Genomic DNA, 21,134 nt, shown 5'->3' on the forward strand with positions numbered 1-21,134 from the left:
CCTAAGAACGGAATAATCGGGAATACTGCGTTTCATGCCGGGCGGAGGCGATGGCGGCCAGCGGCGTGGAGGAGCCGATCGCGCCGTCCGGGGCGGCAAGCGCGCTGGCCATATCCGCCGCATAGCGATCGCACAGGCGGATGATCAGCTGCTGCGCGGCCTGTTGCCCAAAAGGCACCAGCTTAACGCCGGCCATCACCGCGCCCTCAATCCAGCTGTAGCCGAGGCTCAGCGCCAGATCGGCAAGGGGGATTTGCCAGCGCACGCCAAGCCAGGCCATCCCGGCAAGCTGGCTTTGCTGGCACAGCGTCCGCCACTCTTTGGGGCACTCCGGCTGCCAGTCGGCAAGCAGTCGGGTGAATGCCGCCCCGCGATTACGCTCCTCTTCGCGCAGCTCGCGGGTTTCTCTGCAGGCGAGCAGATACGCCGCCCAGCGCTGCGCCTCGGGCAGGTTGTTATCTTCGCAGGCGCGATAGAGGCGGGCGAACAGCGGCAGATCGACGGTAAAAAAGCTCTGCTCCATCTGCTGCAGCTGCCAGCGTTCGAAGGCCTGAGTATCGGCCACCCAGCCCGCTTCCACCGCCCACTCCAGCCCCTGCGACCAGCTATAGCCTCCGACCGGCAGATTGCTGCTGGCCAGCTGCATCAGCCGCAGGCGTTTTTCCAGCGACGACATTCAGTGGCTGTGCTCATGGTGGTCATCGTGGCTATGGCCATGATGATGCCCGTGTCCATGCCCGTGGCTCTCGCTGGCGTAGGCGCCGGCTTCCGGTTCGAACGGCAGCCGGGCGAAGCTTACCTGCAGGCCGAACTGGCGCAGCATATCGTCCAACACGTGGTCGTGGTGGTAGCGCAGCTCGCCGGGCATAATCTGCAGCGGAACGTGGCGGTTGCCGAGGTGATAGCAGGCTTTCGCCAGCGTAAACGGGTCCTCGCAGCGCACGACGGAGACGCCCTCATCGGCGGCAATGACTGCGACAAACTCGCTGCCCTCTTCATTACTCAGAACGTCACCGCCACGCAGCAGCAGGCCGCGCGGCAGCAGCAGGCCCGCTTCGCGCCCATCGTTAAGGGTGACTTTGATTCGGCTTTTTACCCGCACATCAATCGGCAGCGTGACGCTGGCCGTTGCCTGCGCCGGCGTCTCCACGCGTTGGGTCAGATACAGCATCCGGACTCCTTAAAACAGAAAGTAACGTTGCGCCATCGGCAGCACTTCTGCCGGTTCGCTGGTTATTAGCTCCCCGTCAATGCGCACCTCGTAGGTTTGCGCATCAACGGTAATATTGGGCTGCAGGCCGTTATGGATCATGTCGGCCTTCTGCAGCGTTCGGCAGCCCTTCGCCGTGGCCGTGGCGCTGTGCAGATTGAGGCGCTGCGCCACGCCGCTGTCTATCGCCGCCTGCGGCAGGAAGGTCAGCCGACAGCGATGGCGGGCGCTGCCCAGCGCCCCGAACATCGGCCGATAGTGCACCGGCTGCGGGGTAGGAATAGAGGCGTTAATATCGCCCATCGGCGCGATGGCAATCATCCCGCCCTTCACCACGCACGCCGGCTTCACGCCGAAGAACGCCGGGGACCACAGCACCAGATCGGCCAGCTTGCCGGCCTCAATCGAGCCGACCTCATGGGCGATACCGTGGGTCAGCGCCGGGTTAATGGTGTATTTAGCGATATAGCGCTTAACGCGAAAATTGTCGTTGTCGCCGCGCTCTTCCGCCAGCGGGCCGCGCTGGACCTTCATGCGGTGGGCGACCTGCCAGGTGCGCAGCACCACCTCGCCGACGCGGCCCATGGCCTGCGAATCGGAAGAGGTCAGCGAGAAAGCGCCGATATCGTGCAGGACGTCCTCCGCGGCGATGGTTTCCCGCCGAATGCGCGATTCGGCGAACGCCACGTCCTCCGCGATGTCCGGGTCGAGGTGATGGCAAACCATCAGCATATCGAGGTGTTCATCGATGGTATTGACGGTGTAGGGCAGCGTCGGGTTGGTGGAGGAGGGCAGAATGTTGGGGTGCGCGCAGGCGGTAATAATATCCGGCGCGTGGCCGCCGCCGGCGCCTTCGGTATGGAAGGTGTGGATGGTACGCCCGCCAATCGCCGCCAGGGTATCTTCGACAAACCCGGACTCGTTGAGGGTATCGCTATGCAGCGCCACCTGAACGTCCATCTCATCGGCGACGGTCAGGGCGCAGTTGATGGCCGCGGGCGTCGCGCCCCAGTCTTCATGGATTTTCAGGCCAATCACCCCTGCCGCCACCTGCTCGCGCAGCGCGTCCGGATTGGAGCCGTTGCCTTTACCCAGCAGGCCGATGTTGACCGGCAGGCTATCCGCCGCCTGCAGCATCCGCGAGATATACCACGGACCGGGGGTGCAGGTGGTGGCGTGGGTGCCCGCCGCCGGTCCGGTGCCGCCGCCGACCATCGTGGTGACGCCGGAGACCAGCGCTTCTTCCGCCTGCTGCGGGCAGATCCAGTGGATGTGCGTATCGACGCCGCCGGCGGTGACTATCTTACCTTCGGCGGCAATGATTTCCGTCGCCGCGCCGATAGGGATGGTGACGTCAGGCTGGATATCCGGGTTGCCCGCTTTGCCGATGGCGAAGATGCGCCCCTCTTTGACGCCGATATCCGCCTTCACGATCCCCCAGTGATCGACGATCAGCGCATTGGTCAGCACCAGATCGACGCACTCCGCTGAGAGCATTTGGCCCTGGCCCATGCCGTCGCGAATCACCTTTCCGCCGCCGAACTTCACCTCTTCGCCGTAGGTGGTGAGATCGTCTTCGACCTCTATCCACAGCTCGGTGTCCGCAAGGCGGACCTTATCGCCGGTGGTGGGGCCAAACATATCGGCATAGGCCTGGCGTGAAATTTCACTCATCGTTTGCCTCCAGTTTTCCCATAACCGCGCCGCGAAAGCCGTACACCGCGCGGGAGCCGGCAAGAGCAACCAGCTCCACTTCTCGCTTTTGCCCGGGTTCAAAACGGACCGCGGTACCGGCGGCGATATTCAGGCGATAGCCCGTCGCCTGCTCGCGGTCGAACTTCAGCGCCGGATTCACTTCGGCGAAGTGATAGTGCGATCCCACCTGGATCGGCCGGTCGCCGTGATTTTCAACGATTATGCTGCGGGTCATGCGGCCAACGTTAAGGGCTATCTGGCCGGGTTTCACTTGGTACTCACCTGGGATCATCGCGGAACCTCAGATTATTGGATTGTGGACGGTGACCAGCTTCGAGCCGTCCGGAAAGGTGGCTTCGACCTGGATGTCGGGGATCATTTCGGGCACGCCCTCCATGACCTGACTGCGGGTCAGGACGTGGCGGCCCTCTTCCATCAGCGCCGCCACGCTATTGCCGTCGCGGGCGCCCTCCATAATAAAGGCGCTAATTAACGCCACCGCTTCCGGGTAGTTCAGCTTCAGCCCACGGGCCAGGCGGCGCTCAGCCACCAGCGCGGCGGTAAACAGCAGCAGCTTATCTTTCTCTCTGGGTGTCAGTTCCATAGCGCTCTCTCAGGTCAGCCAGATTCGGGGAGGAACCGGGGGTTTCCCGGTCAGATGCGGGCGCATAAACTGCCATATATCGCGCATCGCCCGCTGGCACAGCAAATTATCATCACTTAAAAATCGGACCGTCAGCAGGCCGTCGGTCAGGCTGGCGCCGGCGTAGCTGGCGAGCCCGGCGAGCCGTTCGCGCACGCCGTCGAGCAGGGTCTCATTAGCCGGATAGAACAGCAGCGTCCCCACCCACGGCCGCTGCGCGATGCAGGCCAGCTGGCCATCGGCGAGGCACAGCCGTTCCACCAGCAGCGGCGTCTCATCAACCCACACTTCCAGGCGGTTCGCGAGAGTGCCGTGGCTAAACGTTTCGCCAATCACCGGGCGGCCGAGGCACAGCAGATCCCAGGCTAAAAGGGTGCTGGTGGCGCAAAGATGGAAGGTGGTATGCAGATTAGCCCGCGCGCCGGGGAAAAAAATAGCGTCCTGCGGCAGCCATTCAAGAATAGCGTGCGCCGCGACGGTGAAGCGCTGGTGCAGATGCGCCTGCGCGCCGCTGCTGCGGTAAAACTTGCTGGCGCCGGGCATGGTCATCAGCGCGTGGCTGCCGCCGTCGAGGGCGGCCGTAATCGTCAGCTCATCGCCGCCAACGATGCCGCCCGGCGGATGTAATAAATAGAGGTGGCAGGTTTCTTCTTCGGGATAAAAAGGGCGCTGGACGGTTAACGGGCCAACGTGACGGGAAGAGGTCAGGACCGTTTTATCGCCGGTAGATTGAAAGCGGAGATCCAGCGTAGCCTGCCAGCCTTTTTTTGTCTGTGGTAACACGGTGCTGTGCAATGTTGCGCCCCTGCAAACTCAAGATAAAACAGCAGCGATGAGTATTGATCGGCCGCAAAGCATCCCGATCATATGAAAAGCTTATGGCTGTTGCCCCGTAAACCGCCCGGCGGCTGCGGATAGAGTCCGTCCCTGGACCTTCCCCCGCAGGCGGGATAGCTACATGTTGAAAGGTGAGGGGCGGTAAAGGGCGCTCAGCGCGAGCGCCCGGTGGTAACGCTATTTATCCTGATAATCCTCGGCGTCGATATCGTAGCCCGAAGGTTCCCAGCGGATGGCAAGCAGCGACAGCAGGCCGATAAGCGGCGCCGCGGCGATAACCCAAAAGACGCGCGTATCCAGCGCCGCGACCAGCAGCGGGAAGAGGAACAGCGATAGCGTTGAGCTGCTGCGCATCAGGGTTTGGTTCAGGCCGACGCCGACGCCGCGCAGTGAAGTCGGGTAGCTCAGCGAGGCAAAGGTCATGGTGTGCGCGCCGGGGCCAAAGCCCTGGCCGAAGAGGAACAGCGCCAGCATGGCAACCGCGGCGATCCCTTCGGCGGCGCCTTCCGGGCGGCCAATCAGCGCCAGCCCCAGCAGCGCCGCCAGCTGGCAGGCGTATCCCGCCAGCGACATTTTCCATGCCCCAAGGCGCGGCACCAGCCGTACGGCCAGCAGCCCGCCGACGAAGGCGAAGAGCAGGTTCAGCGCCAGCGAGATCAGAATCGTGGTCAGCATCGACTGGACGAAGAAGCTGGAGATAATCACCGGCAGGCCGAAGGCGACGGCGTTATAGGCAAATGATGAGACTACGGAGAGCAGCGTTGCCAGGGTCGTCCGCCGCAGGTAAACCCCCTGGAACAGGCGTAAGTAGTTGCTCCATTGCGCTTTTTTCACCACCGGCGCCGGTTTATCCAGCGCATCCTGCGCCACGTGGGCGTTGATGTTGTAGGCCTGGCGCAGAATGGAGGCCGCTTCACGCAGGTTGCCCTGATTGGCGGCCCAAACCGGCGACTCGCTCATATAGCAGCTGCGAATGGCGATAATCACCAGCGCGGGGATCGCGCCGAAGCCGAGAATCAGCCGCCACAGCCAGTCGCTGTGGCTTTCCGGCAGCGCGGCGTAGAAAAATAGCACCAGCAGATATGAGACGCTGATGGCGGCGTACCAGGTCGGGCACCACATGGCGACGCTGGCGGCTTTGTTGCCCGGCCCTTTGAGTTTAGAAAATTCGCTCAGGAAGGCCATCGCCACCGGCAGGTCGATACCCACGCCGAGCCCCATGACGAACCGGGCGCCGGTGAGGACGTATTCGTTGGGCGCCAGCGCGCAGGCGATAGCGGCAACCACGAAGAACAGCATATCCGCCATAAAGACGCGGTAGCGGCCGATTTTATCCGTCAGATAGCCGCCCAGCAGCGCGCCGACGATGGCGCCGAAGGTGATGGCTGAGGCCACCATGCCGGTGCCGGCGGGCGTCAGGTTGAATTCACGGGTAATGTCTTTCAGGCCAAAGGCCAGGGAGCCAAGATCGTAGGCATCGAGAAAAATCCCGCCTAGCGCGATGCCCATGACGATGCGCGCGTTGCTGCGCCCGCTGCTGCCCTCGTTAATCAGGCGCGAAACGTCCGCCGCGCCGCGTATCCATCGAACTTCCCCGTCAGGCGACCCTGCCGCTGCAATCGGCGCCGCATTGATTACGTCTGTCATATTATTGTTCTGTTGTGTCTTATCAGGAGATTCAGAGTAAACATCGCGGGGCGGGCGAATAAATCATTTTTGGTTATAAGACATAACTAAGTGATTGTAGCGAAAGGATTATCTTTTAAACGGCGGCGCGGTGGAATGATTGGCTGTAAGGCCGGGGGATCAAAAGATATTGTCGGGGAAAATCGTGCCCGGCAGCGCCGGGCGCGGAGATTATTTCTGTTCCGGCTTTTTCTTGTTCTTCTTCAGCCGGGCCCAGATTTTGGTTTCCTGACGGCGCCACAGGCGCTGGATATTGTCATGATGGCGCAGGAGGATCAGGCAGGAGAGCATCGATACCGGAAAGGTGTACTGCGGTTTGAACCACCAGACGTAGAACGGCGCAATAAGCGCGCTGACGATGGCGCCGAGCGAAGAGTAGCCGCTGAGCAGGATGGTCAGTAGCCAGGTTCCGGCCATGACGCCGGTGAGATCCCAGCCGATGGGCGCGATGGCGCCGAAAGCGGTCGCAACGCCCTTGCCGCCGCGAAAATTGAAGAACACCGGCCAGATATGACCAATGCAGGCGGCAATCGCCACCAGGCCCAGCCAGAAAGGGGTCAGACCGAGTGCCCATGCGCCCCAGACCGGCAGCATGCCTTTGAGCACATCGAAAATAAGCACCGTTACGGCCGCTCCCTTGCCGCCAATTCGTAGGACGTTGGTCGCCCCAGGGTTGCCTGAGCCGCTATCGCGAGGGTCGGGCAGGCCAGCGAGGCGGCAAACCAGAATGGCGCTGGAAATTGAGCCGCAGAGGTAGGCAAGGATAACGAGTCCAGGCGCGATTGCACTCATCAGCTGTTCCATTTTGAAAGTGTCGTTTTATCCCCGTCATCCTTGGCGCAGCCGGTGCGTGGGCTCTCCTCGCGCGCCCGGATACATAGTGACGCTATGCTCCCGGAAGCTCGCTGCGCCGCCGCCTTCCTGCAACGCAAATTATTTAGGGGATGTCTTTGCATCTGTGGATAATACGCATAATTCGCCGGAAGTGGTATCCGGTTTAGCCAAAAAGCAGGCAGGTCGTGATGGATATTGTATTTATAGAGCAACTTTCGGTAATCACCACTATTGGTGTTTATGACTGGGAACAAACCATTGAGCAGAAGCTGGTGTTCGATATCGAAATGGCGTGGGATAACCGTAAAGCGGCGTCCAGCGATGACGTGAGCGATTGCCTTAGCTATGCCGATATTAGCGAGCTGGTTATCAACCACGTTGAAGGGGGGCGTTTTGCGCTGGTCGAACGCGTGGCCGAAGAAATTGCCGATCTGCTGCTGGCAAAATTCTCCTCACCGTGGGTGCGAATTAAAGTCAGTAAACCGGGCGCGGTTGCCCGCGCGGCCAACGTCGGCGTCATCATTGAGCGTGGCCTTAATCTGAAACAAAACTTTTAAGGTCATATTGATTAAACAATTTGGGCTTATACAGGTCTTAGTGCCGGCCGTCAGGTTATTTTATTTGCCATATTCTCCTCGAACGGGGCTCGAAATCCTCACGTACTCCGTGTACGCTCCGGAATTGACGCGCCGTCCGAGGCCAAACTGGCTGCACCAATGACGCCTGATGGCATGGCTCGTAGTGCCTGGTTTTTTCATTTTACTTTTAAAGGGTTTATTGGATGAGCGATATACACTCGCTGCTGGTGGCGGCAATATTGGGTGTGGTTGAGGGTTTGACAGAGTTTTTACCTGTTTCCAGTACTGGTCATATGATTATTGTTGGTCATCTGCTGGGATTTGAAGGTGATACTGCAAATACATTTGAGGTGGTCATTCAGTTAGGTTCTATTCTTGCCGTTGTCGTTATGTTCTGGCGTCGTTTGTTTGGCCTGATCGGTATCCATTTCGGTAAACCACCTGCGCATGAAGGGCAGGGCAGCGGTCGCTTATCGCTTATCCATATTCTGTTAGGGATGATTCCGGCGGTGGTGCTGGGCCTGATATTCCACGACACCATTAAGTCGCTATTTAACCCGGTCAACGTGATGTATGCGCTGGTGGTCGGCGGCGTGCTGCTGATTGCCGCTGAGGTGCTGAAGCCGAAGGAGCCGCGCGCGGTAGGCGTTGACGATATGACCTATCGTCAGGCGTTCGTGATTGGCTGCTTCCAGTGCCTGGCGCTGTGGCCGGGCTTTTCTCGCTCCGGCGCGACGATTTCCGGCGGCATGCTCATGGGCGTCAGCCGCTATGCGGCCTCGGAGTTCTCGTTCCTGCTGGCAGTACCGATGATGATGGGCGCCACCGTGCTGGACGTTTATAAAAGCATCGGCTTCCTGAACGCCAGCGATATTCCGATGTTTGCCGTCGGCTTTATTATGGCGTTTATCGTGGCGCTGATTGCGATTAAGACCTTCCTGCAGCTGATTAAACGTATTTCGTTTATTCCGTTCGCTATCTACCGCTTTATCGTGGCGGCGGTCGTTTACGTAGTCTTCTTCTAAGACCCTGGCCCTCAGTCTTGCGGCTGAGGGCAGCGTTCTTCCTTCCACTGCGCGAGCGCCAGAATACGCCGCCGCGTTAACTCCTCGCGAATCTCCGGTCCTTTAAAACCTTCCGCCACCACCTCTTTCGTCGAGACCGACCGGGCGATATGCCACGCTTCCAGCAGCAGGCGCCCCTGCGGATAGTCGCAGGCTTCGAAGCCGGTGCGGCCGCGAACGTCGGCCTCGCTGGTGAGGGCAATTTTTTCCACCCGCTGCGGCTTGCGCCAGGCGTCGATGCTGTCGAACAGCTTGACCAGGGTTTTGGGCTGCAGTATCGGCAGGGTATGAATCAGATCGTGGAATTCGGCGACCAGCTTCGCCAGGTCGCGGATCTCATTCGGGACGCGCAGGCGAGCGCAAAGCTGCTCGACCAGCTTGACGCCGGCCGGCCCGTGGCCGTGATGACGAGGCCAGAGCGCTTTCGGCGTCAGCCCTTTGCCCAAATCGTGGCACAGGGTTGCGAAACGCACGTCGATTTCCGGCGACAGCATTGCCGCCATGGTCAGGGTCATCAGGGTATGCAGGCCGGTGTCGATTTCCGGATGCCATTTGGCCGGTGCGGGTACGCCGTATAGCGCCTCGATTTCCGGGAACAGCACGCCGAGCGCGCGGCAGTCGCGCAGGGTCTGGAAAAAGACCTGCGGGTTGCGGGTGCCCAGCGCGCTCTCGGTCTCTTTCCACACCCGCTCCGGCGTCAGATGCGCCAGCTCGCCGGCATCGGCCATCGCGCGCATCAGCGTCATGGTGTCATCCGCAATGCGGAACCCGAGATGGGCGTAGCGGGCGGCAAAGCGCGCTACGCGCAGAACGCGCAGCGGATCTTCGCTAAAAGCCGGTGAAACGTGGCGCAGCAGGCGCTGGCGCAGATCGGACTGGCCGCCGTAGGGGTCGATAATCTGGCCGTCTGAATCCTGGGCGAGGGCGTTAACCGTCAGGTCGCGGCGGAGTAAATCCTGTTCGAGGGTGACGTCGGGCGCGGCGTAGCAGGTGAAGCCGGTATAGCCGGCACCGGATTTACGCTCGGTTCGCGCCAGGGCGTACTCCTCCCGGCTTTGCGGGTGCAGGAACACGGGAAAATCGCGGCCTACCTGCTGGTAGCCCGCGTCAAGCAGCTCTGAGGGCGCGGCGCCCACCACCACCCAGTCTCTGTCTTTGACCGGTAGTCCGAGTAATGCATCCCGGACGGCACCGCCGACCAAATAAATCTTCACGCCTGATTCTCCCGTATCTACTTTGCGCTGGATGATACGTAAGTCTGGCAGAGAAGACGAATTAGTTCATCCACCGGTCTTTACGCTTGCGGCTCGGGATCAGATGCGGCAGCACCAGCCCAAGCAGCAGGCCAACGCCCAGCACGCCGCCGCCGTACATAAACCACTGCATAATGATGGTGCGCTGCTTATCATCAAGCTGCAGATTCGCGGCATTGACCTTTTTCTGCGCGACAACCAGCTCATTTTTCAGCTTCTGGTTCTCATCTTTCAGGGCGTTAATAGCGTTATCGCTCCCGGCGACCTTCTTCTGCATGTCCGCCGTGCGCTGGTTCCAGGTGGTGTCGATGTTGTTAAGCTTGTCGGTCAGGGTCTTAACCTGATTCTCGAGATCCGGTACGCGGGTGCGCAGGCTGGGCTCATTGCTCAGCTCTTTCAGCGGGATCCAGGCGGTGCGGCCGTTGCTGTCGCGGATCTGGGCGTAATTCGTGCTGTCGTTGGTCTGCAGCAGAGAGACCTGCTCCCCGGCATTAATGGTTCCCTGGAGACGATAATTATCGCCAGGACCGGTGCGAACCCAGGTGTTCAGCTCATCAGAAACATAGCGTTTTTCTTCTGCATGAACCGCCGTAGCGGCGCTAAGCGCCAGCAAAGTTATCGTAATCAGGCGTAATTTTGGCATCAGGTCATCGTTTGGTCATAAAAAGTTGAACGATAGTAGTGGCATCACCATAGCGACGCAAAGTTTTCCGCCACAATCGGAAACATCCAGGAGGTGGCCCGGCAAAATGCGCATTGCATGGCGATTCGCCGCAAAATATTATCTACTGACAAGAAATATCGGCGTTAGTTCGCCGTATTTTCCCTGCAGAGCACAGAAGCGGAAAAATTCAGTCATGGCGCAAGAAATCGAATTAAAATTTATCGTCTCCGATAGCGGTGTGGAAACACTGCGTCAGCACCTTAATACGCTCAATGCGCAGCACACGCCCGCAGGACAGCTGCTCAATATTTACTATGAAACGGCGGATAACTGGCTGCGCCGTCATGATATGGGGCTGCGTATTCGCGGCGATCGCGGTCGTTACGAAATGACCCTGAAAATTGCCGGCCGGGTGGTGGGCGGGCTGCATCAGCGCCCGGAATACAACATCCCGCTGGAAAAACCGGAGCTGGCGCTGGGCCTGCTGCCGGCGGAAGTGTGGCCGCAGGGTGAACTGCCGGCCGAGCTGGCGCAAAGCGTACAGCCGCTCTTCAGCACTGATTTCGAACGTGAAAAATGGGTGGTGAGCGAAGGAGACAGCCAGATTGAAATCGCCCTCGATCGCGGTGAGGTTAAGGCCGGTGAGCATCAGGAAGCCATTTGTGAACTGGAGCTGGAGCTTTTGTCCGGCAATACCGCAGATGTCCTGATCCTCGCCCGTCGTCTGCTGGATACCGGCGCGCTGTGTCAGGGGAGTCTGAGCAAGGCGGCGCGAGGCTACCATCTGGCTCAGGGCGACGGCGAACGTCCGCTGACCGCGCTGGATATTCTGCCGGCTGTAGCGAAGGCCAGCGTTGAGCAGGGAATGGAGGCGGCGCTGGAGAGCGCCCTGGCCCACTGGCTTTATCATGATGAAGTCTGGAGCCGCGGCAACCCGGCGGCAAAAGGCGAAATTCTGCGGGCGATTGCCCGCCTGCGTCATACGCTGGCGCTGTTCGGCGGCATCGTGCCGCGTAAAGCCACCGCGGCGCTGCGCGAGCAGCTAAGCGAAGCGGAGGCGGCGCTGTCAGCGGCTGAAAATGCGCAGGCGGCGCTGTTCAGCATCGCCACCGTCAGCGCGAAGCTGATGCTGACGGAATGGCTGGTAAGCCGCGGCTGGCGCGAGTTTCTCAACGAGAACGCGCAGAAGAAAATTGCCGGGTCTTTTAAACGCTTTGCCGATATTCAGCTTTCGCGGGCGGCGGCTGAATTGAAAAACGCGTTCCTGCAGTCGCTGGGCGATGAGTATGAGGGCCAGCTGCCGCGCCTGGCGCGCGAAATCGACACTATTCAGCTGTTAGCCGGCGCTTACGCCGACGCCGCATCGTCATGGCTGGAAAACTGGAAAGAGCTTCGTCGGGCCGTTGAGCACCGGGACAGCAGCGTCATTGAATATTTCCGTCGTCAGGCGCTGGCCGCGGAACCGTTCTGGCTGCATAGTGGAAAACGATAATTTCAGGCCAGGGAGACCCCTATAATGCCGCTTTCTTCGCAGTTACAGCAGCACTGGCAGACGGTTGTAGACCGGCTACCAGCGGATTTTCCATTACAAACGTTAAGTCCGCAGGCGCAGTCGGTTATGGCGTTCAGCGATTTTGTCGAGCAGAGCCTGGTTGCCCAGCCGCAGTGGCTGGTAGAGCTGGAGAGCTCGGCGCCGGAAGCGGATGAGTGGCGCCACTATGCCGACTGGCTACGGACGGCGCTGGCGGAGGTCAATGACGAAGCGGCGCTGATGCGCGAGCTGCGCCTCTTTCGCCGCCGGATTATGGTGCGCATCGCCTGGGCCCAGGCGCTGTCGCTGGTCAGCGAAGAGAGTAGTTTGCAGCAGCTCAGCGTGCTGGCGGAGACGCTGATTGTCGCCGCCCGGGACTGGCTATATGCCGCCAGCTGCCAGGAGTGGGGCACGCCCTGCAGCGCCGAAGGCAAGCCGCAGCCGCTGCTGATCCTCGGGATGGGTAAACTTGGCGGAGGAGAGCTTAACTTCTCCTCCGATATCGACCTGATTTTTGCCTGGCCGGAGCACGGCGCAACCCGCGGCGGGCGCCGCGAGCTGGATAACGCCCAGTTCTTTACCCGCCTCGGCCAGCGTTTAATTAAGGCCCTCGATCAGGCCACCCAGGACGGTTTTGTCTACCGCGTGGATATGCGCCTGCGCCCGTTTGGCGACAGCGGCCCGCTGGTGCTGAGCTTCGCCGCGCTGGAGGATTACTACCAGGAGCAGGGGCGAGACTGGGAGCGCTATGCGATGGTTAAGGCGCGGATCATGGGCGATAACGAAGGAATCTATGCCAGCGAGCTGCGCGCCATGCTGCGGCCGTTCGTCTTCCGTCGCTACATTGACTTCAGCGTGATCCAGTCGCTGCGTAATATGAAAGGGATGATTGCCCGCGAGGTTCGCCGCCGCGGGCTGAAGGACAATATCAAGCTCGGCGCCGGCGGGATCCGCGAAATTGAATTTATCGTTCAGGTATTTCAGCTGATCCGCGGCGGCCGCGAGCCCGCGCTGCAACTGCGGGCGCTACTCCCAACCCTGGCGGCTATCGACGAACTGCATCTGCTGCCGGAAGGCGATGCTTCCCGGCTGCGCGAGTCTTACCTGTTTTTACGTCGCCTCGAAAACCTGCTGCAAAGCATCAACGATGAGCAGACGCAAACCCTGCCGCAGGATGAGCTCAACCGCGCTCGCCTGGCGTGGGGGATGCAGGTTGCCGACTGGGAGACGCTGAGCGCGCAGCTGGAAGAGAAAATGGCCAGCGTACGGCGGGTGTTCAACGAGCTGATTGGCGATGATGAAGCGCAGTCGCCGGATGAACAGCTCGCCGAGTACTGGCGCGAGCTGTGGCAGGACGCGCTGGAGGAGGATGATACCAGCCCGGCGCTGACGCATCTCGATGATGCCGATCGGCGCAGCGTGCTGGCGCTGATCGCTGATTTCCGTAAAGAGCTGGACAGGCGCACCATTGGCCCGCGCGGGCGGCAGGTGCTGGATCAGCTTATGCCGCACCTGCTCAGCGAAGTGTGCGCGCGCGCGGACGCGCCGGTGCCGCTGGCGCGCATTACGCCGCTGCTGACCGGCATCGTGACCCGCACGACCTATCTTGAGCTGCTCAGCGAGTACCCCGGCGCGCTCAAGCACCTGATATCCCTGTGCGCCGCCTCGCCGATGGTCGCCAGCCAGCTGGCGCGCCACCCGCTGCTGCTGGACGAGCTGCTGGACCCGAATACGCTCTATCAGCCGACGGCGACCGACGCCTATCGCGATGAGCTGCGCCAGTATTTACTGCGCGTACCGGAAGAGGACGAAGAGCAGCAGCTGGAGGCGCTGCGTCAGTTCAAGCAGGCGCAGCTGCTGCATATTGCCGCCGCGGATATCGCCGGCACGCTGCCGGTGATGAGAGTGAGCGATCACTTAACCTGGCTGGCCGAGGCGATGATCGATGCGGTTGTCCAGCAGGCGTGGATGCAGATGGTGGCGCGCTATGGCCAGCCGACGCACCTGCGCGACCGTCAGGGGCGCGGCTTTGCCGTCGTGGGCTACGGCAAGCTGGGCGGCTGGGAGCTGGGCTACAGCTCCGATTTGGATCTGGTATTCCTCCACGACTGCCCGCCGGAGGCCATGACCGACGGCGAACGCGAGATTGACGGCCGCCAGTTCTATCTGCGTCTGGCGCAACGCATTATGCATCTCTTCAGCACCCGCACCTCTTCCGGGATCCTGTATGAAGTGGATGCGCGCTTACGTCCGTCAGGCGCCGCGGGCATGCTGGTCACCACCGCCGATTCATTCGCCGACTATCAGCAAAATGAAGCCTGGACCTGGGAACATCAGGCGCTGGTCCGCGCGCGCGTGGTCTACGGCGATCCTGAGCTGCAGATCCGCTTTGATGAGATTCGTCGCGCTATCCTCACCCGCCAGCGCGAGGGGGCGACGCTGCAGACGGAGGTGCGGGAAATGCGTGAGAAAATGCGCGCCCATCTTGGCAATAAGCAGCGCGATCGCTTTGATATTAAAGCCGATGCCGGCGGGATCACCGATATTGAATTTATCACCCAGTACCTGGTCTTACGCTATGCCCACGACAAGCCGAAGCTGACGCGCTGGTCTGATAATGTGCGCATTCTGGAGCTGCTGGCGCAGAACGACATTATGGATGAAGAAGAGGCCCGGGCGTTGACTCATGCTTACACCACGCTGCGCGATGCGCTGCACCATCTGGCGCTGCAGGAGCAGCCGGGAAACGTCGCGCCGGAGGCCTTTGCTCATGAACGTGAGCAGGTCAGCGCCAGCTGGCAGAAGTGGTTGATGGCTTAACTAAAAAACCGGGTGTGCTATTATCGCGCGCAAAGTTTGCATCTCGCAGGAGAGAGTAATGAAAGTAACGCTGCCGGAATTTGAACGAGCAGGAGTGTTGGTGGTTGGCGATGTGATGCTGGACCGCTACTGGTATGGTCCCACCAGCCGTATTTCCCCTGAAGCCCCGGTGCCGGTGGTGAAAGTGGAAAATATCGAAGAACGTCCCGGCGGCGCGGCAAACGTTGCGATGAATATCGCGTCGCTCGGTGCGACCTCGCGGCTGGTTGGCCTGACCGGGATTGACGATGCCGCCAGGGCGCTGAGTAAAGCGCTGGCCGACGTCAACGTGAAGTGCGACTTCGTTTCGGTGCCGACGCACCCGACCATCACCAAGCTGCGCGTGCTGTCACGCAACCAGCAGCTGATCCGTCTTGATTTTGAAGAGGGCTTTTCCGGCGTCGATCCGCAGCCCATGCACGAACGTATTCAGCAGGCGCTGGGTTCTATCGGGGCGCTGGTCCTGTCTGACTATGCGAAAGGCGCTCTGGCCAGCGTGCAGACGATGATTAAGCTGGCGCGGGATGCGGGCGTCCCGGTGCTGATCGACCCGAAAGGCACCGATTTCGAGCGCTATCGCGGCGCCACGCTGCTGACCCCGAACCTCTCTGAGTTTGAAGCGGTGGCGGGGAAATGTAAGGACGAAGCGGAAATCGTTGAGCGCGGCCTGAAGATTATTGCTGATTTTGAACTGTCCGCGCTGCTGGTGACCCGCTCCGAGCAGGGCATGACGCTGCTGCAGCCGGGCAGACCGCCGCTGCATATGCCAACCCAGGCGCAGGAAGTGTATGACGTCACCGGCGCCGGTGATACGGTTATTGGCGTACTGGCGGCGACGCTTGCCTCAGGCAATACGCTGGAAGAGGCGTGCTATTTCGCCAACGCGGCGGCCGGCGTGGTCGTCGGCAAGCTGGGCACCTCAACCGTTTCACCGATCGAGCTGGAAAACGCGGTCCGCGGGCGCGCGGAGACCGGTTTTGGCGTGATGAATGAAGAAGAGCTCAAGCAGGCGGTTGCCGCGGCGCGTAAGCGCGGTGAGAAAGTGGTGATGACCAACGGCGTGTTTGACATTTTGCACGCTGGCCACGTTTCGTATCTGGCAAACGCGCGCAAGCTGGGCGATCGCCTGATTGTTGCGGTTAACAGCGATGCGTCGACAAAACGTCTGAAAGGAGAGTCCCGTCCGGTGAACCCGCTTGAGCAGCGGATGATCGTCCTGGGCGCGCTGGAGGCCGTTGACTGGGTGGTCTCTTTCGAAGAGGACACGCCGCAGCGCCTGATCGCCGGGATCCTGCCGGATCTGCTGGTGAAAGGCGGTGACTATAAGCCAGAACAGATTGCCGGAAGCGAAGAGGTCTGGGCAAACGGCGGTGAGGTACTGGTGCTGAATTTTGAAGATGGCTGTTCGACCACTAACATCATCAAAAAGATCCAGAAAGATAGCGGGAAGTAATGTTTTACTGCTAAGCGGCGGCTCGATCATCGTCCCGGTAAGCACGACGCGGTCGGGAAGGTAGCGAGAAAGTCATGCTGGAGAGGCCTGCGATCGTCCGATCGCGGGCTTTTTTTATTTAATTGATGACGGAAATGATTCAGCGCAATAATTGTTCTTATTTTGCGCATTTTTCGCGCAAAAAAAGTTAACGTAAGGATAAATACTGAAGTCAGTAAAGCATATGACCAATCAGAACACCAACGGCTGAAGGAGTATGCGGATGAACCATAACGACCTGTATTCAATGAATAATTTCGATTTTCTGGCACTGAGCTTTGCCAGAATGCGCGCGCAAGGCCACGTCGTTGATCTTGAGGCAATTGTCGGCAATATGGATGAGGATCATCGTGAATGGTTTTGCCAGCGGTATGAGCTCTACTGTCGTCAGGTCAGCCAGGCAGAGGCGCCGACGCGAGAGCTGGAGCACTGATACAACAACGGGCCTGATGGCCCGTTATTTTTTACTGCTTCTCTTCGACGATCGGCGCGGCCGAACGGCTTTCCAGATCGCTAATGCGCTGTTCGAGTAAAGCCAGCTTTTCGCGGGTGCGCAGCAGCACCTGAGTCTGCACGTCAAACTCTTCACGGCCTACCAGATCCAGGCGGGTCAGCTGCGACTGGAGCACCTGACGGATCTTTTTCTCCACGTCTTCCCCAAGATCACGAAGGCCTTTCGGCATCGATTCATGGACCTGGCGGGCGATCTGTTCAATTTTTTTCGGGTCAATCATGGTGGTTTCCTGCTCTGGTCGATTTACCGTCCATTGTAGTGCGATCGGCGCCGCCTATAAACCAGAAATGTTTGAAGCTTATGCATTGCCGAGGATAATCAATAGCGTTATAGTTATCTCGCTTATTCTCAGGGCGGGGCGAAATTCCCCACCGGCGGTAAATCAACCATAGCGTTGAAAGCCCGCGAGCGCTTTTTGCGAAAGCAGAAAGGTCAGCAGATCCGGTGTAATTCCGGGGCCGACGGTTAGAGTCCGGATGGGAGAGAGTAACGGCTCAGTCGGATTGCATCCGCTTGCGTTGACTTTTGCCGCTTAACCGGCACTCCTAAGACTGCCCTGATTCTGGTAACCATAATTTTAATGAGGTTTTTTTACCATGAATCAGACGCTCCTTTCCTCTTTTGGTACCGCTTTTGAACGTGTGGAACACGCTTTAAATGCACTGCGCGAAGGCCGCGGTGTGATGGTGCTGGATGATGAAGATCGTGAAAATGAAGGCGATATGATTTTCGCCGCCGAAACCATGACCGTTGAGCAGATGGCGCTGACCATTCGCCACGGCAGCGGTATTGTTTGCCTGTGCCTGACCGATGAACGCCGCAAGCAGCTTGACCTGCCGATGATGGTGGAAAATAACACCAGCGCCTACGGCACCGGCTTCACCGTGACCATCGAAGCCGCCGCTGGCGTCACTACGGGCGTCTCTGCGGCCGACCGCGTCACCACCGTACGTGCTGCGATTGCCGATGGCGCAAAACCATCCGACCTGAATCGTCCTGGCCACGTATTCCCGCTGCGCGCTCAGGCGGGCGGCGTGTTGACCCGCGGCGGCCACACCGAAGCCACTATCGATCTGGTGACTCTCGCAGGCTTCAAGCCGGCTGGGGTTCTGTGTGAGCTGACTAACGACGATGGCTCTATGGCCCGCGCGCCGCAGTGCATCGAATTTGCTCAGCAGCACAATATGGCCGTGGTCACCATTGAAGATCTGGTGGCCTATCGCCGCGAGCACGAGCGTAAAGCCAGCTGATCCGGCTTCGCTGCATCCCAAAGCCCACGTAATCGTGGGCTTTGTTGTTTTTGGCGTTAGCCAATCCCCATCGCCTGCAAAGCCACGAGGCTAAATCCCATCACCGACATACCGCACAGCACGCCATAGCTTGGGTTGCTTTGCGGATCGATCTCTTTTGCCAGCGGCATGAGCTCATCAACCGACAGCGCCACCATAATCCCGGCGACGGCCGCCATAATGGCGCCCATCACCACCGGCGATACCAGACTGCCGAGGATCAGCCAGGCCAGCAGGCCGCCGAGGATCTCGGCCATTCCGGATAGCCCGGCCCAGAATACCGCCTTGCGGCGTGAGCCCGTCGCGGCATACACCGGGCCCGCCACCGCCAGCCCTTCGGGAATGTTATGCAGCGCGACGGCCAGCGCGACGCCTATGCCCAGCTCCAGGTTGTTGCTGGCCGTCACGAAGGTGGCGATGCCTTCCGGGAAGTTGTGCAGGCTGATACCGAGCGTCAGCAGAATTGCGGCGCGGCGCAGATTGCGCGGGCGGGGGACGCCGGGCGACATCAGATCCTGCGGATGGGCGTGCGGCAGCATATGGTCCAGCGCAAAGTAGCCCAGCAGGCCGATAACAAACATGCCGTAACCGAGCAGCGCCGACATTCCCTCGGCGTTCAGCGCGGCGGGCAGCATCTCCATCAGCGAGATAAGCAGCATGATCCCGGCGGCGAAACCCAGAGAAAAACCCAGCAGGCGGTTGGAAGGTTTCTGGCCCAATACGCCGAAAATCGCGCCGATAAAGGTCGCGCTGCCGGCCAGCAGGGTCAATATTAGGGGGGATGACATCACTCAGCTCCTTTGATAATGATTATCATTCATAATATCCATATTGTCTGACGGCAGCGAGAGGGAAATGAGTCCTTTACCGCGACTTACATTCAAATTTTCTGATGATGATCATCACGCTTATCTGAGTTTATCCTGATGCAAAAACGCGTAATGTGAAGGCATCAAATCTCCTCTACTCAAGGATATCATCATGTCCCTTACCCGAATGCCAGCGTTGTTTTTAGGCCACGGCAGCCCGATGAACGTGCTGGAAGATAACATCTATACTCGCGCCTGGCGGCATCTGGGCGAAACGCTGCCGCGTCCGCGGGCGATTGTGGTGGTCTCCGCACACTGGTTTACGCGCGGTACCGGCGTCACGGCGATGGAAGCTCCGAAAACGATCCACGATTTTGGCGGCTTCCCGCAGGCGCTGTACGATACGCACTATCCGGCCCCCGGTTCCCCTGAGCTGGCGCAGCGTCTGGTTGAGCTGCTGGCACCCGTACCGGTGACGCTGGATAAAGAAGCCTGGGGCTTCGACCACGGTTCGTGGGGTGTGCTAATCAAAATGTACCCTGATGCCGATATTCCGATGGTGCAGCTGAGCATCGACAGCAGCAAGCCGGCGGTCTGGCATCTGGAGATGGGGCGCAGGCTGGCGGCGCTTCGCGATGAAGGCATTATGCTGATAGCGAGCGGTAACGTGGTGCATAACCTGCGCACGGCGCGCTGGCATGGCGAAAGCACGCCGTATCCCTGGGCGGAGTCGTTTAATGAGTATGTGAAAACGAATCTGACCTGGAAAGGGCCGGCTGAGGAACATCCGCTGGTGAACTATCTGGCGCATGAGGGCGGGTCGCTCTCAAACCCGACGGCGGAACACTTCCTGCCGTTGCTGTACGTGCTGGGCGCCTGGGACGGCGAAGAGCCGATTTCCGTGCCGGTAGAAGGAATGGAAATGGGGTCGTTAAGCATGCTGTCAGTGCTTGTCGGCGCGTAGCGGGGAAATGGAGATGCCCCGGCAGGCGCAGTGCTGCCGGGGCGGGATACTACTCGACGAAAATGTGCGGATAGAAACGTGAAAGATCCTGGGTGATCAGCGCCCGATCTTCACGAACGCCGATCCCGGCTGGCTTATCGTTGATCAGCCAGCTGCCGATCAGCGTATAGCTATCGCCAAACTTCGGCAGCGGATAGAACTCCTGCACGATGGTACCTTCTTCGCCGTACGGGCCTTCTACCGCTTCCACCACCTTGCCGTTTTCAACAATCGACACGTTTGCGCCTTCGCGGGAGAAAATCGGCTTGATGACGTACTTCTCCATTTCGGGATGCGCGTCTTCGCTGAACCAGGATGCCAGCAGGTTAGGGTGGTTCGGGAACATCTTCCACAGCAGCGGCAGCAGCGCCTTGTTGGAGATAATGCTCTTCCATGCCGGCTCAAGCCAGCGTACGCCGGCGTCTTCCAGCTTGGTGGAGAACACCTCGCGCAGCATATACTCCCACGGATAAAGCTTGAACAGATTGCCGATAACCTGATCCTGAACATCGGTAAACTGGCCTTTTTCGCCCAGACCGATATCTTCGATATAGAGGAATTCAGTGGCGACACCGGCTTCGGCAGCGCAGTCCTGCAGATACTGTACGGTACCGCGATCCTCTTCGGTATCGCGGCAGCACGCCATGTGCAGCAGCTGGAAGCCAAACTGTTCGCGAAGCTCGGTAAAGCGCTCAATCAGCTTTTCCTGCAGGCTGTTGAACTGGTCGCTGCCTGCCGGCAGCTGGCCGGCGTTGAGCTGATCTTCCAGCCAAATCCACTGAAAGAAGGCCGCCTCATACAGCGAGGTTGGCGTATCGGCGTTGTTCTCCAGCAGCTTTGGTTCCCCAACGCCGTCCCACGCCAGGTCGAGGCGCGAATAGAGCGACGGCTGGTTGGTTTTCCACGACTGGCGCACGAAGCCCCAGGTGTGTTTGGGGATACGGAATTTGGCCATCAGCTCATCGCTGCCGATCACGGTTTCTACCGCCTGCAGGCACATCTGATGCAGCTCGGCGGTAACGTCCTCCAGCTTCTCAACCTGCGCCAGGGTCAGCTTGTAATAGGCCTCTTCGCTCCAGTACGGCTCGCCGTACATGGTATGAAAGCTAAAGCCATATTCATTCGCCTTTTCGCGCCAGTCCGGGCGCTCCGTGATGCTGATTCTTTCCATGA

Annotated in this window: 21 protein-coding genes, 1 pseudogene and 1 riboswitch; of the genes and pseudogenes, 9 read left to right on the plus strand and 13 right to left on the minus strand. The window is 59.7% G+C overall.

What is annotated here, in order from left to right; all coding sequences use genetic code 11:
* Nucleotide 1 precedes the first annotated feature (1 nt).
* Genes QFI97_RS04750 through QFI97_RS04775 form a run of 6 tightly spaced genes read right to left on the minus strand, consistent with a single transcriptional unit; the run spans nucleotide 2 to nucleotide 4,343 of the window.
* Nucleotides 2-676 carry an urease accessory protein UreF gene (locus QFI97_RS04750; RefSeq protein ID WP_095099603.1) on the minus strand — a complete coding sequence of 225 codons (675 nt, stop codon included), beginning with the start codon at nucleotides 674-676 and terminating at the stop codon, nucleotides 2-4.
* Nucleotides 677-1,171, minus strand: a complete 495-nt coding sequence (ureE, locus tag QFI97_RS04755; RefSeq protein WP_095099600.1) for an urease accessory protein UreE — start codon at nucleotides 1,169-1,171, stop codon at nucleotides 677-679. It lies immediately after the preceding gene.
* Nucleotides 1,172-1,180: 9 nt separating this feature from the next.
* On the minus strand, nucleotides 1,181-2,884 hold the full coding sequence (gene ureC / locus QFI97_RS04760) for an urease subunit alpha (RefSeq protein ID WP_346430641.1): 1,704 nt from the start codon (nucleotides 2,882-2,884) through the stop codon (nucleotides 1,181-1,183).
* Nucleotides 2,877-3,197 (minus strand): urease subunit beta, encoded by a 321-nt coding sequence (locus QFI97_RS04765; RefSeq protein WP_133600898.1) that lies wholly within the window; start codon nucleotides 3,195-3,197, stop codon nucleotides 2,877-2,879. Before QFI97_RS04765 ends, ureC begins: the two co-directional genes overlap by 8 nt.
* Nucleotides 3,198-3,206: 9 nt before the next feature.
* On the minus strand, nucleotides 3,207-3,509 hold the full coding sequence (locus QFI97_RS04770) for an urease subunit gamma (RefSeq protein ID WP_331834903.1): 303 nt from the start codon (nucleotides 3,507-3,509) through the stop codon (nucleotides 3,207-3,209).
* 9 nt (nucleotides 3,510-3,518) lie between these two features.
* On the minus strand, nucleotides 3,519-4,343 hold the full coding sequence (locus QFI97_RS04775) for an urease accessory protein UreD (protein ID WP_095099590.1): 825 nt from the start codon (nucleotides 4,341-4,343) through the stop codon (nucleotides 3,519-3,521).
* On the opposite strand from QFI97_RS04775, the pseudogene QFI97_RS04780 reads away from it, so the two are divergent.
* Nucleotides 4,333-4,416 (plus strand): annotated as a pseudogene (locus QFI97_RS04780) (short-chain dehydrogenase); the annotation flags it as partial. The gene QFI97_RS04775 and the pseudogene QFI97_RS04780 sit on opposite strands and share 11 nt — an antisense overlap.
* A gap of 146 nt (nucleotides 4,417-4,562) precedes the next feature.
* On the opposite strand, the gene QFI97_RS04785 reads toward QFI97_RS04780, so the two are convergent.
* Nucleotides 4,563-6,032 (minus strand): MFS transporter, encoded by a 1,470-nt coding sequence (locus QFI97_RS04785; RefSeq protein ID WP_346430642.1) that lies wholly within the window; start codon nucleotides 6,030-6,032, stop codon nucleotides 4,563-4,565.
* 210 nt (nucleotides 6,033-6,242) lie between these two features.
* Nucleotides 6,243-6,863 (minus strand): glycerol-3-phosphate 1-O-acyltransferase PlsY, encoded by a 621-nt coding sequence (plsY, locus tag QFI97_RS04790; RefSeq protein WP_095100107.1) that lies wholly within the window; start codon nucleotides 6,861-6,863, stop codon nucleotides 6,243-6,245.
* A gap of 230 nt (nucleotides 6,864-7,093) precedes the next feature.
* Between plsY and folB the strand changes: the two genes are divergently transcribed.
* Both folB and bacA read left to right on the plus strand, forming a co-directional pair.
* On the plus strand, nucleotides 7,094-7,462 hold the full coding sequence (gene folB, locus QFI97_RS04795) for a bifunctional dihydroneopterin aldolase/7,8-dihydroneopterin epimerase (protein WP_095099587.1): 369 nt from the start codon (nucleotides 7,094-7,096) through the stop codon (nucleotides 7,460-7,462).
* A gap of 224 nt (nucleotides 7,463-7,686) precedes the next feature.
* Entirely contained in the window at nucleotides 7,687-8,508 is an 822-nt protein-coding gene (bacA, locus tag QFI97_RS04800; protein WP_095099585.1) for an undecaprenyl-diphosphate phosphatase, read from the plus strand.
* 11 nt (nucleotides 8,509-8,519) lie between these two features.
* On the opposite strand, the gene QFI97_RS04805 is transcribed toward bacA, so the two are convergent.
* Together QFI97_RS04805 and QFI97_RS04810 are read right to left on the minus strand one after the other, a co-directional pair.
* A complete protein-coding gene (locus tag QFI97_RS04805) occupies nucleotides 8,520-9,761 on the minus strand; it encodes a multifunctional CCA addition/repair protein (protein WP_095099583.1) in 1,242 nt (413 codons plus the stop codon).
* A 61-nt stretch (nucleotides 9,762-9,822) separates the two neighbouring features.
* Nucleotides 9,823-10,443: a TIGR04211 family SH3 domain-containing protein gene (locus QFI97_RS04810; RefSeq protein ID WP_346430643.1), complete on the minus strand. Its 621-nt coding sequence runs from the start codon at nucleotides 10,441-10,443 to the stop codon at nucleotides 9,823-9,825.
* Between the two features lie 214 nt (nucleotides 10,444-10,657).
* Here QFI97_RS04810 and QFI97_RS04815 point away from each other — a divergent pair, with 214 nt between their 5' ends.
* From QFI97_RS04815 to glgS, 4 genes are all read left to right on the plus strand, one after another.
* Nucleotides 10,658-11,956 carry a CYTH domain-containing protein gene (locus QFI97_RS04815; RefSeq protein ID WP_346430644.1) on the plus strand — a complete coding sequence of 433 codons (1,299 nt, stop codon included), beginning with the start codon at nucleotides 10,658-10,660 and terminating at the stop codon, nucleotides 11,954-11,956.
* Nucleotides 11,957-11,977: 21 nt separating this feature from the next.
* Nucleotides 11,978-14,815, plus strand: coding sequence for a bifunctional [glutamate--ammonia ligase]-adenylyl-L-tyrosine phosphorylase/[glutamate--ammonia-ligase] adenylyltransferase (glnE, locus tag QFI97_RS04820; RefSeq protein ID WP_346430853.1), 2,838 nt, complete (start codon nucleotides 11,978-11,980; stop codon nucleotides 14,813-14,815).
* Nucleotides 14,816-14,873: 58 nt separating this feature from the next.
* Nucleotides 14,874-16,307, plus strand: coding sequence for a bifunctional D-glycero-beta-D-manno-heptose-7-phosphate kinase/D-glycero-beta-D-manno-heptose 1-phosphate adenylyltransferase HldE (gene hldE, locus QFI97_RS04825; protein WP_095099576.1), 1,434 nt, complete (start codon nucleotides 14,874-14,876; stop codon nucleotides 16,305-16,307).
* A 262-nt stretch (nucleotides 16,308-16,569) separates the two neighbouring features.
* Nucleotides 16,570-16,779 carry a cell surface composition regulator GlgS gene (gene glgS / locus QFI97_RS04830; RefSeq protein WP_346430645.1) on the plus strand — a complete coding sequence of 70 codons (210 nt, stop codon included), beginning with the start codon at nucleotides 16,570-16,572 and terminating at the stop codon, nucleotides 16,777-16,779.
* Between the two features lie 31 nt (nucleotides 16,780-16,810).
* On the opposite strand, the gene ubiK is transcribed toward glgS, so the two are convergent.
* Entirely contained in the window at nucleotides 16,811-17,080 is a 270-nt protein-coding gene (gene ubiK, locus QFI97_RS04835; RefSeq protein ID WP_346430646.1) for a ubiquinone biosynthesis accessory factor UbiK, read from the minus strand.
* A 120-nt stretch (nucleotides 17,081-17,200) separates the two neighbouring features.
* A riboswitch (FMN riboswitch) is annotated at nucleotides 17,201-17,352 on the plus strand.
* 104 nt (nucleotides 17,353-17,456) lie between these two features.
* Between ubiK and ribB the strand changes: the two genes are divergently transcribed.
* Complete coding sequence (gene ribB, locus QFI97_RS04840) at nucleotides 17,457-18,110, plus strand: 3,4-dihydroxy-2-butanone-4-phosphate synthase (protein ID WP_095099568.1); 654 nt, start codon at nucleotides 17,457-17,459, stop codon at nucleotides 18,108-18,110.
* Nucleotides 18,111-18,166: 56 nt separating this feature from the next.
* On the opposite strand, the gene zupT is transcribed toward ribB, so the two are convergent.
* Nucleotides 18,167-18,937 carry a zinc transporter ZupT gene (gene zupT / locus QFI97_RS04845; RefSeq protein ID WP_095099566.1) on the minus strand — a complete coding sequence of 257 codons (771 nt, stop codon included), beginning with the start codon at nucleotides 18,935-18,937 and terminating at the stop codon, nucleotides 18,167-18,169.
* A 193-nt stretch (nucleotides 18,938-19,130) separates the two neighbouring features.
* Here zupT and ygiD point away from each other — a divergent pair, with 193 nt between their 5' ends.
* On the plus strand, nucleotides 19,131-19,922 hold the full coding sequence (gene ygiD / locus QFI97_RS04850; protein WP_095099564.1) for a 4,5-DOPA-extradiol-dioxygenase: 792 nt from the start codon (nucleotides 19,131-19,133) through the stop codon (nucleotides 19,920-19,922).
* 49 nt (nucleotides 19,923-19,971) lie between these two features.
* On the opposite strand, the gene QFI97_RS04855 is transcribed toward ygiD, so the two are convergent.
* A complete protein-coding gene (locus QFI97_RS04855) occupies nucleotides 19,972-21,132 on the minus strand; it encodes a glutathionylspermidine synthase family protein (RefSeq protein ID WP_095099561.1) in 1,161 nt (386 codons plus the stop codon).
* Nucleotides 21,133-21,134 lie beyond the last annotated feature (2 nt).

It is taken from the genome of Klebsiella scottii (assembly GCF_036561945.1).
Lineage (GTDB): Bacteria > Pseudomonadota > Gammaproteobacteria > Enterobacterales > Enterobacteriaceae > Klebsiella > Klebsiella scottii.

Excerpts from the sequence above, each read along its gene's own strand:
- QFI97_RS04750 (WP_095099603.1), bottom strand. The coding sequence starts at position 676 with ATGTCGTCGCTGGAAAAACGCCTGCGGCTGATGCAGCTGGCCAGCAGC.
- ureE (WP_095099600.1), bottom strand. The coding sequence starts at position 1,171 with ATGCTGTATCTGACCCAACGCGTGGAGACGCCGGCGCAGGCAACGGCC.
- ureC (WP_346430641.1), bottom strand. The coding sequence starts at position 2,884 with ATGAGTGAAATTTCACGCCAGGCCTATGCCGATATGTTTGGCCCCACC.
- QFI97_RS04765 (WP_133600898.1), bottom strand. The coding sequence starts at position 3,197 with ATGATCCCAGGTGAGTACCAAGTGAAACCCGGCCAGATAGCCCTTAAC.
- QFI97_RS04770 (WP_331834903.1), bottom strand. The coding sequence starts at position 3,509 with ATGGAACTGACACCCAGAGAGAAAGATAAGCTGCTGCTGTTTACCGCC.
- QFI97_RS04785 (WP_346430642.1), bottom strand. The coding sequence starts at position 6,032 with ATGACAGACGTAATCAATGCGGCGCCGATTGCAGCGGCAGGGTCGCCT.
- plsY (WP_095100107.1), bottom strand. The coding sequence starts at position 6,863 with ATGAGTGCAATCGCGCCTGGACTCGTTATCCTTGCCTACCTCTGCGGC.
- folB (WP_095099587.1), top strand. The coding sequence starts at position 7,094 with ATGGATATTGTATTTATAGAGCAACTTTCGGTAATCACCACTATTGGT.
- bacA (WP_095099585.1), top strand. The coding sequence starts at position 7,687 with ATGAGCGATATACACTCGCTGCTGGTGGCGGCAATATTGGGTGTGGTT.
- QFI97_RS04810 (WP_346430643.1), bottom strand. The coding sequence starts at position 10,443 with ATGCCAAAATTACGCCTGATTACGATAACTTTGCTGGCGCTTAGCGCC.
- QFI97_RS04815 (WP_346430644.1), top strand. The coding sequence starts at position 10,658 with ATGGCGCAAGAAATCGAATTAAAATTTATCGTCTCCGATAGCGGTGTG.
- hldE (WP_095099576.1), top strand. The coding sequence starts at position 14,874 with ATGAAAGTAACGCTGCCGGAATTTGAACGAGCAGGAGTGTTGGTGGTT.
- glgS (WP_346430645.1), top strand. The coding sequence starts at position 16,570 with ATGAACCATAACGACCTGTATTCAATGAATAATTTCGATTTTCTGGCA.
- ubiK (WP_346430646.1), bottom strand. The coding sequence starts at position 17,080 with ATGATTGACCCGAAAAAAATTGAACAGATCGCCCGCCAGGTCCATGAA.
- ribB (WP_095099568.1), top strand. The coding sequence starts at position 17,457 with ATGAATCAGACGCTCCTTTCCTCTTTTGGTACCGCTTTTGAACGTGTG.
- zupT (WP_095099566.1), bottom strand. The coding sequence starts at position 18,937 with ATGTCATCCCCCCTAATATTGACCCTGCTGGCCGGCAGCGCGACCTTT.
- ygiD (WP_095099564.1), top strand. The coding sequence starts at position 19,131 with ATGTCCCTTACCCGAATGCCAGCGTTGTTTTTAGGCCACGGCAGCCCG.
- QFI97_RS04855 (WP_095099561.1), bottom strand. The coding sequence starts at position 21,132 with ATGGAAAGAATCAGCATCACGGAGCGCCCGGACTGGCGCGAAAAGGCG.